Source organism: Kitasatospora sp. NPDC127121 (assembly GCF_042677305.1).
In the GTDB taxonomy this organism is placed as follows: domain Bacteria; phylum Actinomycetota; class Actinomycetes; order Streptomycetales; family Streptomycetaceae; genus Kitasatospora.
Window position 1 is genome coordinate 14553 of the sequence record NZ_JBHXTQ010000100.1, and the last position, 13060, is coordinate 27612.

At 74.2% G+C, this 13060-nt stretch carries 9 protein-coding genes; 5 read left to right on the forward strand and 4 right to left on the reverse strand.

Annotated elements, in window-relative coordinates:
- Positions 1 to 60: 60 nt before the first annotated feature.
- Together ACFVHI_RS33180 and ACFVHI_RS33185 are read left to right on the forward strand one after the other, a co-directional pair.
- The gene (locus tag ACFVHI_RS33180; protein WP_380345524.1) at positions 61 to 2682 is read left to right on the forward strand and encodes a hypothetical protein; all 2622 of its coding nucleotides are present in this window, start codon (positions 61 to 63) and stop codon (positions 2680 to 2682) included.
- Between the two features lie 252 nt (positions 2683 to 2934).
- Positions 2935 to 3870, forward strand: coding sequence for a hypothetical protein (locus ACFVHI_RS33185; RefSeq protein WP_380345526.1), 936 nt, complete (start codon positions 2935 to 2937; stop codon positions 3868 to 3870).
- A gap of 102 nt (positions 3871 to 3972) precedes the next feature.
- On the opposite strand, the gene ACFVHI_RS33190 is transcribed toward ACFVHI_RS33185, so the two are convergent.
- Complete coding sequence (locus ACFVHI_RS33190) at positions 3973 to 5412, reverse strand: hypothetical protein (protein ID WP_380345528.1); 1440 nt, start codon at positions 5410 to 5412, stop codon at positions 3973 to 3975.
- A gap of 220 nt (positions 5413 to 5632) precedes the next feature.
- Between ACFVHI_RS33190 and ACFVHI_RS33195 the strand changes: the two genes are divergently transcribed.
- The gene (locus tag ACFVHI_RS33195; RefSeq protein WP_380345529.1) at positions 5633 to 6184 is read left to right on the forward strand and encodes a YcxB family protein; all 552 of its coding nucleotides are present in this window, start codon (positions 5633 to 5635) and stop codon (positions 6182 to 6184) included.
- A 38-nt stretch (positions 6185 to 6222) separates the two neighbouring features.
- On the opposite strand, the gene ACFVHI_RS33200 is transcribed toward ACFVHI_RS33195, so the two are convergent.
- Positions 6223 to 7554, reverse strand: coding sequence for an MFS transporter (locus ACFVHI_RS33200; RefSeq protein ID WP_380345531.1), 1332 nt, complete (start codon positions 7552 to 7554; stop codon positions 6223 to 6225).
- On the opposite strand from ACFVHI_RS33200, the gene ACFVHI_RS33205 reads away from it, so the two are divergent.
- Positions 7453 to 7941 carry a TetR/AcrR family transcriptional regulator C-terminal domain-containing protein gene (locus ACFVHI_RS33205; protein WP_380345533.1) on the forward strand — a complete coding sequence of 163 codons (489 nt, stop codon included), beginning with the start codon at positions 7453 to 7455 and terminating at the stop codon, positions 7939 to 7941. The two genes, ACFVHI_RS33200 and ACFVHI_RS33205, sit on opposite strands and share 102 nt — an antisense overlap.
- 296 nt (positions 7942 to 8237) lie before the next feature.
- Here the strand turns inward: ACFVHI_RS33205 and ACFVHI_RS33210 are convergent, their stop codons facing one another.
- Both ACFVHI_RS33210 and ACFVHI_RS33215 read right to left on the reverse strand, forming a co-directional pair.
- Positions 8238 to 8912, reverse strand: a complete 675-nt coding sequence (locus tag ACFVHI_RS33210; protein ID WP_380345541.1) for a response regulator — start codon at positions 8910 to 8912, stop codon at positions 8238 to 8240.
- A gap of 77 nt (positions 8913 to 8989) precedes the next feature.
- The gene (locus ACFVHI_RS33215; protein ID WP_380345535.1) at positions 8990 to 10288 is read right to left on the reverse strand and encodes a sensor histidine kinase; all 1299 of its coding nucleotides are present in this window, start codon (positions 10286 to 10288) and stop codon (positions 8990 to 8992) included.
- A gap of 431 nt (positions 10289 to 10719) precedes the next feature.
- Between ACFVHI_RS33215 and ACFVHI_RS33220 the strand changes: the two genes are divergently transcribed.
- The gene (locus ACFVHI_RS33220; RefSeq protein ID WP_380345537.1) at positions 10720 to 12912 is read left to right on the forward strand and encodes an MMPL family transporter; all 2193 of its coding nucleotides are present in this window, start codon (positions 10720 to 10722) and stop codon (positions 12910 to 12912) included.
- Positions 12913 to 13060: the final 148 nt, after the last annotated feature.

The window sequence follows — 13060 nt, forward strand, 5'->3', positions numbered from 1 at the left end:
CGCGTCCCCCGGGCGGCGCCGGGTAGGGCTCGGGGCAGCAGACGGACGGAGGGGACCGCCATGCCCGACCACTTCCCGGACACACCCGCACCGCCGACGCCGCCGACCCCGCCCACACCATCGTGGCCGGACGGCCAGCCGCCGGTGCTCGGCCACGCGGCCCGCAGCATCCCGAAGGCCACCCTCGTCCCGCTCCGGGTGGACGGCCCGCAGCGCGGCCCGGCCTTCGCCGGGCACGCCTACCTGCGCGGACTCGACCTGCGCCCCGGCGAAGTGGCCGCCGTCCGCGAGCAGGTGACGGCGGACCTGCCCTGGGAACTGCTCGCCGCCTGCGCCGCCGCCCCGGCCGATCGCACGCTGCGGGCCGCCGCCCTCGCCGCCGCCGACGGCGCCGCGCTGCGCGCCCTCGGCGCCGCGCTGGAGCGGGTGCGCCGGGCAGCGGGCACCGAGGAGGGCCTGGCACTGGCCGCCCGGGCCGCCGCCGCGAACGCCGCCTACGACCACAACGCGGCCGTCACCCCGATCGGCATGATGAACCTGGAACGCCTGGAGATGGCCCCGGCCGGCATTGAGCGGGGCGAACTCGTCGCCACCATCCCGCTCGCGCCGCTGGAGGAGACGGCCGTCTCCCAGAAGGAGTGGTCCGTCACCTCCAAGGAGTTCAGCTCGATCGTCACCGACACGCTGGAGAACGTCAGCGAGACCGGCGTCACCGACAACACCGAACTCTCCCAGTCCACCACCAACCAGTTGCAGCACAGCAACCAGTTCAACGTCACCGGCACCGTCTCCGGCGGCATCCCGCTCATCTCCGGCTCCGTCACCTCCGGCATGACCAGCCAGAACTCCGACTCCCAGTCCGCCACCGACAGCCGCAAGCACGCGACCACGCTCACCCAGAAGGCCTCCTCCCGCACCAAGCAGGAGCACAAGGTCACCATCACGACGACCACCGTCACCGGCTCCTCGGAGACCACCACCCGCACGCTGAAGAACGCCAGCCCCACCGACCCGATCCGGATCGACTACTTCAGCATGATGCGCAAGTGGCGGGTCCGGCTCTACCGCTCCGGGCTGCGCCTCACCTACGACCTGGCGATCCCCGAACCGGCCGGCGCGCTGCGCGAGGCCTACGCGGAACTCGCCGCGCTGGAATCGAAGGTGGGGCCGTTCCAGTTCGACGTGCCGCACTCGGACATCACCGAGGAGGTCCGCCCCGGCGAGAGCCAGCCGCACTACCTGGTGCTCGCCGAGCGGTACGGCGCCGTGGTGCAGCTCGCCCCCGGCCCGCACCCGGACGTCCACGTCAACGCCACCGCGCCGAACAACGACGGCGCCGGCATCTACGACGCGCCGCCGCTCACCGTCCCGGACGGCTACTGGATCAAGAACCTCTGGTTCCAGTTCGCCTCCGAGAGCCGCACCGGCGACTACAACTACAACCTCAAGGTGCTCGGCAGCACCATCCCCGAGTGGAACGAGCCGTTCGGCTCCCACGGCCCGGTCGACCTCGCCGACCCGGCCAACGGCGCGCTGCTGCGGCACGCGGGCGGGCCGTCCATGGTGAGCTTCCACCTGGTCAACAACCGGCAGACCTGGCTCAGCCTCACGGCCGTCGTCGAACCCACCGACGAGGCCCGGCGGCAGTGGCAGAACGGCGTCTGGTCGGCCCTGTTCAACGCCGCCCAGACCAAGTACTACGCCGAACAGCAGGACCTCGCCGCCCGCGCCGCCGCCCTGCGGGACCGGTTGAACGGCGTGGACACCCTCACGCTCCGGCGCGAGGAGAGCGACGAGGTCATGAAGGGCGTGCTGCGCTTCCTGCTCGGCGTGGACTACCACGTGATGCCGCAGGAGGTGGTCGACGCGTTCAAGGCCTCCGTCGGCAACGACCCCGACCGGCTGCGCCACGGCGCCGGCTTCCCCGGCGACGACACCGGCGGGATCGGGGTGAGCGCCGCGGCCTGGGCGGCCGTGCTCGGGCACGAGGCGGAGGTGGCCTTCATCAACCAGGCCATCGAGTGGGAGAACGTCGTCACCTTCCTCTACTCGTACTTCTGGGACGCGCCCGCCGCCTGGGGCTTCGTCAGCAGGATCACCCACCCCGACGCCAACCGGCAGGCCTTCCTGCGCGCGGGCAGCGCCCGGGTGGTGCTCACCGTGCGCAAGGGCTGGGAGGAGGCCTGGGTGCGCTTCGCCGAAGGCGGCTTCCACGGCGCCCCGCTGCCCGCCGACCACCCGTACCTCACCATCGCCCGGGAGATCGCCGCCTACGACGACCGGAACTACCCCGGCATCCCGCCGGCCAACCCCGGCAGCAGCGCGCTGCTGCTGGAGGACGAGGTGGTGACCACCTGCGCCGCCGCGGTCGAACCGGCCGCCGGGGGAGCGCCCGTCCTGGTGCCGGTGGCGTCCAGCGCGGGCTTCGAGGCGGACGCCGTCGTGCTCGTCGACGAGTACGACGACCGCCGGATCCAGGAGACCGCCCGGGTGGTGCGGGTCCCGGACGACGGGCGGCACCTGCTGCTGGCCGGCCTCACCCACCGCCACGACGGCACCCTGACACCGTTCCCGGTCCGCCGCCCGGGCCGGCGCGGCACCCTGATCGCCGAGTGGAACGAGTACACGCCGACCTCCGGCACCGACATCGCCGTCAGCAGCCCGCTCAAGGACATGTCGTGAGCTTCCTGCGCGACGAGGACGCCTGCCAACTGCTGGGCCCGCCACGCGCGGAGCCGCCCACGGTCTTCGAGTACCTGGCCGCCGAACTGTGGATCCGCCACCACTTCGGGACGGACTTCGAGGCCCGCCCCGGCGCGACCTGGGTGACCTTCCAGCTCGACCGGATCGGCGAGTGGTGGGGGCAGGCTCGACCAGCAGGACGCGCTGCCCTACGCCAGGCTCACCCAGCAGCCGCCGGACCCGGTGCTGCGGATGGTGCTCCAGGTGCTCTCCGAGGACCTGCGCAACGTCTTCCCGGCGGCGAAGGTCGAGGCGATCACCCGGATGCTCAAGGACCGGAGCACCCCGGCGGTCAAACTGGTCAAGGCGATCCGCGAGCTCACCCCCGGCGGGGCGCTCAAACCGGACATGCTCGGCATCCAGAACCACGTGCCGGAGCTGAGGCTGGAAGCCCTGGAGGTCGGCACCGAGGGCGGCGCCCTCGACACCTACCGCGAACTCCAGGGCAAGATCTCGGTGTTGCGGGACCCGTGCGGCCGGATGATCGGGAACCGGCTGGCCGTCATGCAGCAGACCGCCGTCAAGCAGCTGCCCGACACGGTGGTCGGCGCGGGCACCGACTGGCGGCTCGGCGCGGGGCTGATGGTACTGCCGATGCCGCTCAACGTCACCGAGGCGAACGGGGAGACCTCCGTCGACTGGATCTGCTACTGGCCCACCAACCGGGCGGAGTTCAAGGACCACCCGCGGCCCGCGAACGGGCGCCCCGGCTACGACGGGCTGGTGCTCTACCACATCCACCGGGTGCCGCTGCGGTCGGTGCAACTGCCCGACAAGATCCGCGAGGCGATGCTCAGGCTGATCGCCGCCCGCCAGCGCGCCCGCACGCTGGGGCCGACGCTGCTCCCCGAACTGGCCACCGCGGTGCAGCGCGACCAACGGCTGTTCACCCGTGAGGGCGAGCTGTTCCTGGCCGGGCTGGGCGCGGGTGCGCTGCTCGCGCTGGGCATCTGGGCGGCGGCCGGGGCGGGGCTCGTCGCCGGGCTGGCGACGGTGGCCAAGGGCGGGCTGGTGGCCGCGGCGGGCGCGCCCGAGGTGTTCGTCGGCGCGGTGGCGGGCGCGGCCCGGCTGGCGGACGAACTGTGGCCGGCGGTCTCGCAGTTGGGGTACCTGCTGCCGGCGCGTTGAGCACGGCCCGGCCCGGCCCGGCCTGGCCTGGCCCGGCCCGGCCTGGCCTGGCCCGGCCCGGCCCGGACGGACCAGGACGGGCCGGGTTCGGCCGGCTCCGGGTCAGAGCAGCGGCAGTCGGCGGAGGAAGACGTCAGGGGCCTGGTTGGTGTCGCCCGGGACGAGGGTGCCGTCCTCGGAGGTGAACAGCACCGTGGTGCCGAGGGCGTCGACGAACGGCCGCTCCGAGGCGCCGGCGGTCTGCGAGCCGTCCGTCGCCACGCTGACCCGCTCGGTGCGGCCGGTCCACAGGTCGCGCCGGAAGACGTCCCCGGCGTTGTTGGTGTCCCCGGGCACCAGGTTCGCCGCGTCGGAGTCGAAGTAGACCCAGCGGGCGTCGGCGGTGATCTGCGCGTGGTAGGAGTCGCCGGAGGTCTTCGTCCCCGGGAGCCCGGCGCTGACCAGGGTCTCGGTGCCCTCCTCCAGGTCGCGGACGTACACCTCGAAGTGGTGCCCCCAGGGGCCGTTGCCGTCCTGGAGCAGCGCCGAGTAGACGGCGTACCGGCCGTCCTGGCTGAGCGCCGGCGAGGCCGCCCCGCGATAGCCGCCCGCTCCGTCGGTGCTCGCCAGGACGCTCTGCTCGGCGCGGAGGTCGCGGACGTAGAGGGGGTAGAAGCGGGGCTTGAGGATCGTCGGCTGGTCGTCGTGCCGGAAGGAGTCGCGGACGAACTCCTCGTCGGAGACGGCGTCGAGTTCGGCGGCGGCCTTCGCGGCGAGGGCGCCGGGCTTGTCCTGGCCGATGATGTTGGTGGCCTTGGAGATGAAGCCGACCGAGCCGCCGTCCCCGCTGATCACCGGCTCGGCGGAGGAGGCGTTCGCCTCGGTGCCGTCCGCGCCGACGCTGACCAGGCGGGTTCCGCCCGTCCGGCGGTCGGTGACGTAGATGTTGCCGCCCGTCCAGGTGACCGTGCCGGGGGCCAGGTCGGAGCGGTTGGACTGGTAGGCGACGTACCGGCCGTCCCAGCTGATCGACGGGTGGCCGGACTGCCGGCCGGTCTGCGGCTTGGCCGGGTCGTGGCCGGTGGACACCAGCTCGGTGGTCCCCGTCCAGCGGTCGTGGACGTAGACGTCCTCGAAGCCGAGGTTCCCGCCGGGGGCGAGGTTGGTGGCGTAGGAACTGAACGCCACGTAGCGGCCGTCGCCGCTGATCGTGGCGTCGAAGGAGTCGTCGGCCGCCTGGGCGCCGTCCGCGCCGGTGTTGGCCCGCTCGGTCCGGCCTGTCCACAGGTCCCGGACGAAGACGTCCGACTTGCCGTTGGTGTCGCCGGGCACCAGGTTGGCGGCCTTGGAGGTGAAGACGGCGAAGCGGCCGTCGGCGCTCAGACCGGCGGCGTACGAGGCGCCGTCGGGCTGCGCCTGGCCGAGCCCGACGGACACCCGTTCGGTGCGGCCGCGCGGCGCGTCCGCCTGGGCGGGCGTCGCCACCGTGACGGCGGCCAGCGCGGCCGCCGCCAGCGCGCCGGCCGCGCGCAGCAGGTGTGGTGCGGAACGTGTGCGGGTCATCTGGTCCCTCCCCTGGGTACGGCCGGCCGCGCCGAACTCCCCGGCGGCCGGTTCGTGGTGAGCCAACCGCCGGGTGCGGCGGGAGGTCAACGATGCCCGCCCGGGAGCGGCGGAATCGCGTCACCGCGAGGGGAGGGAGAGGGTGATGGATCGGGTGCACACGGCCTTTGCTAGCATCCGGCGGCAGAGGCGTCGGGCGGAGGGTACGGAGGGGTTGCGGGTGGAGGGTGCGGAGGGGGCGCGGGTGGAGGGCGGCAAGCGGGTGGAGGAGTCGGTCGAGGTCCGCTACACGCCGACGACCGCGGACTTCCGGGCGGCCTTCGCGGCCCGAGCCCGGGGCGCGGCGGCGGGTCGACGGGCCCGGCGGTCGAGGTACCTGATCGCCTCCTGCGCCGCGGCCGGCGCGGTGCTGACCTCGGTCGCCGACCGGGCGGTGGGCCCGCCGGCCCTGGTGATGCTCGCGGTCGCGCTGCTGCTGGTGGTCGGACTGCCCTGGCTGCAACTGCGTCAGGTGCGGCGGATGGCGGCGGACAAGGGCGAGTTCCGGATCGTCCTCGGCGAGGCCGGGGTGACCGTCACCAACGCGGTGTCCAGCACCGAACTCGCCTGGCGGGAGCTTCCGTACTACCTGGAGACGCCCGAACTCTTCGTCCTGCTGGGCGGGGACGAGCAGACGCACGTGCTGACCGTGCTGCCCAAGCGCGGCACCGGCGACCCGGGCCGGCTCGGCGCGTTGATCGCCCGGCACGCCACGGTGCCCGCCCGGGGCTGAGGGGCGGCGCCCCGGTTCGCCGCTGTCGGGGTGGGCGGTCATGGCGTGGGTTGTCGGTCGGGCCGGTCGGGCCGGTCGGGTTGGTCGAGGTGGTTTAGCTGGTCGGGGTGGCTTAGCTGGTCGCGCTGGTCGTAGCGCCAGAGCGCGGGCAGTGCGGCCGACAGGGCGGCAGTGCCGGCCAGGCAGAGCAGGCCGCCGGTGCGCAGCGCGACGCGGATGCCCTGCCGGGCGGCGAGACCGCCGGCCCGCAGGTCCCCGAGGGCGGGGCCAGCGGAGCCGATCAGCATCTCCAGACCGGCGGCACGGCCCCGAAGTTCGTCCGGAATGGACTGGTTCCAGATCGCGCTGCGGAAGGTGTCGCCGATCTGATTGGCGCCGCCCGCGACGAGCAGGCAGAGCAGGATGGTCCACAGGCCGGGGGCGAACGAGGCCGCGGCCGTCGCCGCGCCGACGAGGGCGGCGCAGAGCAGCACCAGTTGGCCGTGCCGGTGCACCCGCTCGGTCCAGCCGCCGGTGGCGGCCGCGAGCAGGCCGCCCGCCGCAGCGGCCGAGTAGAGCAGGCCGAGCGCCCACACCGCGTCCAACTCCTGGGCGAGGAACGGGAACAGCGCGGTCGGCAGGGCGCAGACGGTGGCCGCGAGATCCGCCAGGTAGGTGCCCAGCAGGTCGGGGCGGCGGGCCGCGTACCGGGCGCCGTCGACGAACTCCCGCAGTCGCGGTGCCTCGGCGTCCCGCTGCGAGGGGACGGGCCGGACGCGGGTGAGCAGGGCGATCGAGAGCAGGAAGGTGCCGAGGTCGACCAGGTAGGCGGCCGGGACGCCGGCCGTGGCGATCAGCACTCCGGCGGTGGCCGGGCCGGCCAGCCCGGCGATGCTCCAGCGCAGCGAGAGCAGGTTGCCCGCCGCCACCAGCTGGTCGGGCGGTACCAGCCGGGGGATCATCGCCTCCGCCGAGGGCTGCTGGAGGCCCTGCAGTGCCGCTGCCAGTCCGGCGGCCGCGTACAGCGGCCAGAGCGCGGGGGTGCCGAGCAGCGCGTTGGCGAGCAGCAGGGCGCTCAGTGCGGCGAGTGCGAGTTCGGTGACCAGGGCGACGGTTCGGCGGTCGGCACGGTCGGCGAGGACGCCCCCGTAGAGGCCGAACACGATGGTCGGCAGGAGTTCGACGGCGCCGACCGCGCCCACGGCCAGCGGTGAACCGGTGAGGTCGGCGATCTGGAGCGGGATCGCCGTCATGGTGAGGACGGAGCCGAGCGGGAACTGCTCGACCTGATGGCCGAGGCGATGCTCGCCGAGGCCCTCCCGGCCGACCGTAGCCCGGATCCGGAGCACTGGCCGGACTGGCTCGCCGCCGACGCCCGCGCCAAGCGCCACGCCCTGCTCGCCTACCGCGACGGCGCCCGAGTGCACGCCGGAACGCTGCCCACCGAAGACGAACTGCCCGCCGTTGAAGCCCAGTTGGACGCCCTCCGGCAGGCCGGCCTGCGGCCCCGCACCGCGCTGCGACTGCTGCTCACCATCGACCGTTACATCATGGGCTGGGTCACCGAGGAGCAGGCCTGGCGACAGGACGCCGCCGACCGCGCCCGGCCGCCCTTCCCGGACGAAGCCCTGCGCGACCTCCCGCTGCTGCGCGAGGCGGCCGACGTGCTGCGCATGACCGACCACGACGCCGACTTCGAGTACGGGCTGCGCGTCCTGATCGAGGGCTTCCGGGCCGAGATCGCGCGCGAGGCACTCGGGACGGATGGGCTCGCGTGACCGTCATGACCACCCTGGGCCTGCTCAGACTGCGGCGGGCCGGTGCCCACCGCTGGCGGACCTGGACCTCGCCCCGGTAGTCGAACTCCGCCACGGCGGGCAGCCGGATGGCCGCCCGGTCGTGGATACGCGGTCCTTGCGCCGGCACCGCACGGGATCCGCTGCCAGGCGTCGGCCGGAGATCTTCGCCGCGCGGCAGCGGTCCTGGTCCTCGGCCCAGGACCTGGGCAGGTAGAGCTCGCGGTCGACAAGGACCCGCAGACAGAAAGCCCCCGCAGACAGACAGAAAGCCCCCGCTACCCGCCTCCCGTGCGCGCGGTGACCAGGCCGGACTCGTAGGCCGCGATGACCGCCTGGGCGCGGTCCCGGACGTCGAGCTTGCCGAAGATGCTGGTGATGTAGTTCTTCACCGTCGACAGGCTGATGTCCAGGGCCCGGGCGATCTCGGCGTTGTCGAGGCCGGTGGCCATCAACCGCCACACCTCGACCTCCCGGGGCGTCAGCCCGCCCGTGTCGGTGACCGGCGGTGGGGCGCCGACCGGGGCCCGGACGTAGGTGGAGATCAGCCGGGTGAGCAGGCGCGGGGCGACCACCGCCTCGCCGGCGTGGGCGGTGCGGATCGCCGCGCCCAGTTCCTCCGGCGAGACGTCCTTGGGCAGGAACCCGTGGGCGCCGGCGCGCAGCGCGGCCACCACGTACTCGTCCATGTCGAAGGTGCTGAGGGCGAGGACTCGGCAGGAGGGGAGGGTGCGGGCCAGCTCCCGGGTCGCGCCGACCCCGTCGAGCACGGGCATCCGGATGTCCATCACCACGACGTCGGGGCGCAGCAGGCGGGCGGCGGTGACGGCCTGCTCCCCGTTCTCGGCCTCGCCCACCACCTCGAAGGACGGGTCGGGGGAGAGGATCAGGGACAGGCCGTGCCGCACCAGCGGCTGGTCGTCCGCGATGAGGACCCGGATGCCCGGTGCCACCGCGTTCACCGGGCCGTCGTCGTTCGACCTCACCGGGTCGTCGTCGTGCGCGCTCACCGGGCCGTCATCGTGCGCGCTCACCGGGCCGTCGCCGTTCCGTGCTGGACGGCCGCGTCGGCCGTCTCCTCCGGGGCCAGTGGCAGGTCGGCCAGGACGGCGAAGCCGCCCTCCGGACGTGGTCCGGTCCGCAGGGTGCCGCCGTGCAGGGCGACGCGCTCGCGCATGCCGATCAGGCCGTACCCGCTCCGGCCGCCGGCCGGCACCGCCTCCTGCGGTGCGGCGCCGCCCGTGCCCGCCGTGCTCGCCGTGCCCCCGTCGTCGCGCACCTCGACGGTGACCCGGTCCGGGCCGTACGTCAGGGTGACGGTCGCGCGGGCGGGCCCGGCGTGCTTGCGGGCGTTGGTGAGGCCCTCCTGGACGATCCGGAACACGGTCAGGCCGACGGTGGGCGGCAGCGGGCGGCGGGGCCCGTGGACGCCGAAGTCGGTCGGCAGGCCGGCCACCCGGGACTCGTCCACCAGCCGGCCGAGGTCCTCGGCCCCGGGCTGGGGCGAGGGCGGGGCGGTGTCCGGTTCGTCGCCGGCCCGCAGGACGTCCAGGAGCTGGCGCATCTCCCGCAGGGCCAGCCGCCCGGAGGACTCCAGGGTGACCAGGGCGTCCCGGACCACCTCCGGGTGGGCGAGGTTGGCCCGGGCGCCGCCGGCCATCAGCTGCATGGTGGTGATGTGGTGCGCCACGATGTCGTGCAACTCCCGTGCGATGCGGCGGCGTTCGTCGGCCACCGCGCGTTCGGCCAGCAGTTTGCGGTTGGCCGCGACCTCCCGCTGCCAGCGCGCCACGGCGAGGCCGGCGCCGGCCACGAGCAGGGTGGAGCAGGAGGTGCCGGCGAGCGCCTGCCAGGAGGGGACGCGCAGGTGGCTCTGGCTCAGCGTGGTCAGCACCGTCGTCGCCGCCGCGGCGGCCGCCGTCACCGGGGCGGGGCGGACCCGGGCGACCGAGTACAGGCCGACCATCAGGACGGCGCTGAAGTGGGTGCTCGCCGGTGTGGACAGGTCGATCGCGGCCTCGACGGCCAGGACTACGGCGAGCGCCGGCACCGGGTGGCGGCGCCGGACGAGCAGCGGCAGGGCCGACAGCGCGACGAGGAGCAGGCCCGGCGGGGTCACCCGGCGTACCCCGTCCATCTCGCTGAAGAGCAGGTAGTTGAGCAGGTCGAGCGTGCAGACGCAGGCGGCCACCAGTGCGTCGGCGTGGGTCCACGGCGCGCCGTCGGTCTCCGGCGGCGCGTCCGCGACCCCTCCGGGCCCCGGGCTCCCGCTCGCCGGGTGTGCCGGGTGTGCCGGGTGTGCCGGGTCCGCCCCGAGTGCCGTGTCCATCGCGGGGCGTTGATGACCGCCCATGTCCGTTCCCCCTCCGTGCCCGGCCCGCGCCGCGCCTCACCGATGAGCCCTGACGCGCCACGAGCCACGAGCCACGAGCCCCGATGAGCCCTGACGAGCCCCGATGAGCCCGATCAGGCCCCGATCAGACCCTGTTTCAGGCCCTGAACAGGCTCTGAACAGGCCCGATGACCCCATTCTGGCATCGGCCCACCCCGCCCCGGCATGGTCCCCACGGCCGATCACGGGGGCCGGACCAGGACCACGGTCCCGGGTCCGGGCCCGGCCGAGGAGCAGGGGCCCCGGTGCGGATCGTCCGTCGCAGGGACGTCCGCGGCCCACCCCGGGTGATGGTCTGGAACCCGGCCGGGAACCCCCGGAGCCGAGACCGACCTTGCGGACGCTCGCGTCCACCGCCGGAGGAAATCGTGATCCGCGCACTGACCGGATACTCCACCAGGAACCCGTGGAAGGTGATCACCCTCTGGGTGGTGCTGGGACTCTCCCTGGCCCTGCTGAGCCCGATGCTGCTCGCCCGCGTCACCCAGTCCCAGACCGGGGACTTCCTGCCCAAGAGCTACGACTCGGCCGCCGCGCTGCGGATCGCCGAGGAGAACTTCGGGATGAAGCCCGACGCCACCACGGTCACGGTGCTGGTCGCCAGGACCGACGGCCAGGCGCTCACCGCCGCCGACCAGCAGCGGGTCGAGGCCGAGGCGGCGAAGCTCGCCCAGCGCCGGGTCGTCATGCCCAGGAAGGACGACGAGCCGGCCTTCCTCGTCCCCGACCGGTCCCAGACCCCCCGGGTCGCCCCGGCCATGGTGGCGCCCGACCGCGGCTTCGAACTGCTCTCCGTCGAACTGACCGGCAACGTCGCGGCCGAGGGCGTCCAGGGCGTCTACCGGGCGTTCCGGGACGCCACCCGGGCCCAGTTCGCCGACGCCGGGATGCGCACCGGGTTCACCGGGGGACTGGCCGACGCCGTGGACACCGCCGACTCCCACCGCACCGCCGCGACGGTCGGCAGCGCGCTCGTCATGGGGCTGATCGTCCTGCTCAACGTGCTGGTGTTCCGCAGCGTGGCGGCGGCCCTGCTGCCGCTGCTCGCCGTCGCCATGATCGGCAGCGCGGCCGGCGGAGCCGTGGCCGTCGCCGCGACGCTGACCGGCCTCAAGCTCGACGCCGGCACCCCCGGGCTGGTCTCCGTGGTCCTGCTCGGCATCGGCGTCGACTACCTGCTCTTCCTGCTCTTCCGCTTCCGCGAGCACCTGCGGGCCCGGCCCGAGCAGCCCGCCCGCGAAGCCGCCGCCCAGGTGACCGCCCGGGTGGGCACCGCGATCACCTCGGCCGCGCTGACCATCGTCGCCGCCTTCGCCACCCTCGGCGTGGCCAGCTTCGGCCAGTTCCGCTCGCTCGGCCCGGCCATCGCCGTCGCCGTCCTGGTCATGCTGCTGGGCAGCCTCACCATGATGCCCGCCCTGCTCGCCGCCTGCGGCCGCGGCATGTTCTGGCCCTCCCGCAGCCTGCGCCGCCAGCCGGACGAGGGCTTCGCCGCCCGCTTCGGCACGCTCGTCGCCCGGCGGCCGCTGCCGATGCTGCTCGCCGCCCTCGCCCTGCTCGGCGCGCTGGCCGCCGGGATGACCGGGATCCGGATGGACTACGGCCTCGGCGGCGCCGGCGACCGGACCCCGGCCGCCGCCACCGCCGCCGAGATCTCCCGCACCCTGCCCGCCGGCGTCTCCGACCCGACGAGCGTCTACGTCGTCACCACGGACGGCACCACCCTCACCCCCGGCCGGCTCGACGGCCTCTCCCACGCCCTCACCCAGGTCGAGGGCGTCGGCAAGACGGGCGGCACCGTCCTCAACGGGGACCGGCGCGCCGCCCGGATCGACCTCTACCTGACCGCAGACCCGCAGAGCCGGCGCGCCCGCGACCTGGCCTCCGGCCCGGTCCGCGCCGCGGTCGCCGCCCACACACCCGCCGGGACCAGCGCCCACGTGGGCGGCACGGCGGCGATCTTCGCCGACATCTCCACCGCCGTCGACCACGACCTGGCGATCGTCTTCCCGGTCGCGGCCGCCCTGATCGCCCTGATCCTGCTGCTGCTCCTGCGCAGCCTGCTCGCCCCGCTGGTCCTGATGCTCTCGGTCGGGCTCGGCTTCGCCGCCACCCTCGGCGCCGCGACCCTGCTGTTCCAACACGGGCTGGGCGAACCGGGCGTCAGCTTCACCCTCCCGCTGGTGCTGTTCCTGTTCGTCGTGGCGCTGGGCACCGACTACAACATCCTCATCACCGACCGGATCCGCGAGGAGATGCAGCGCCCCGGCCCGCCACGCGCCGCCGTCGCCCGCGCCGTACGGCACACCACGCCCGCCATCGCCACGGCCGGCCTGGTCCTGGCCGGTTCCTTCGCGACCCTCGCCGCCACCCCGGGCAGCGAACAGGTCGCCTTCGCGCTGACGCTCGGCATCCTGCTCTCCGCCGTCGTCCTGTCCCTGGTCCTGGTGCCCGCCGTCGCCGCCCTGCTCGGCCGCGCCCTCTGGTGGCCGCTCCGCCCGGCCCGCCACCACCACCGGGCCGAGCCGGCCCCGGAGCCGTACCGCGTCCCGGTGCCCTGACCTGCGAGCCGTCAGTACTCCGGCAGGCAAAACGTCGAAGTCCTGCTGGAGTACTAGTACTGCAACGGTGCTTACCGTGACGAGGCTTCAGCTCTTGGGCTGTGGCCTCGTCTTTTGTAGTGGCTGGTCCGGGCCTGTTGTTGGCGTC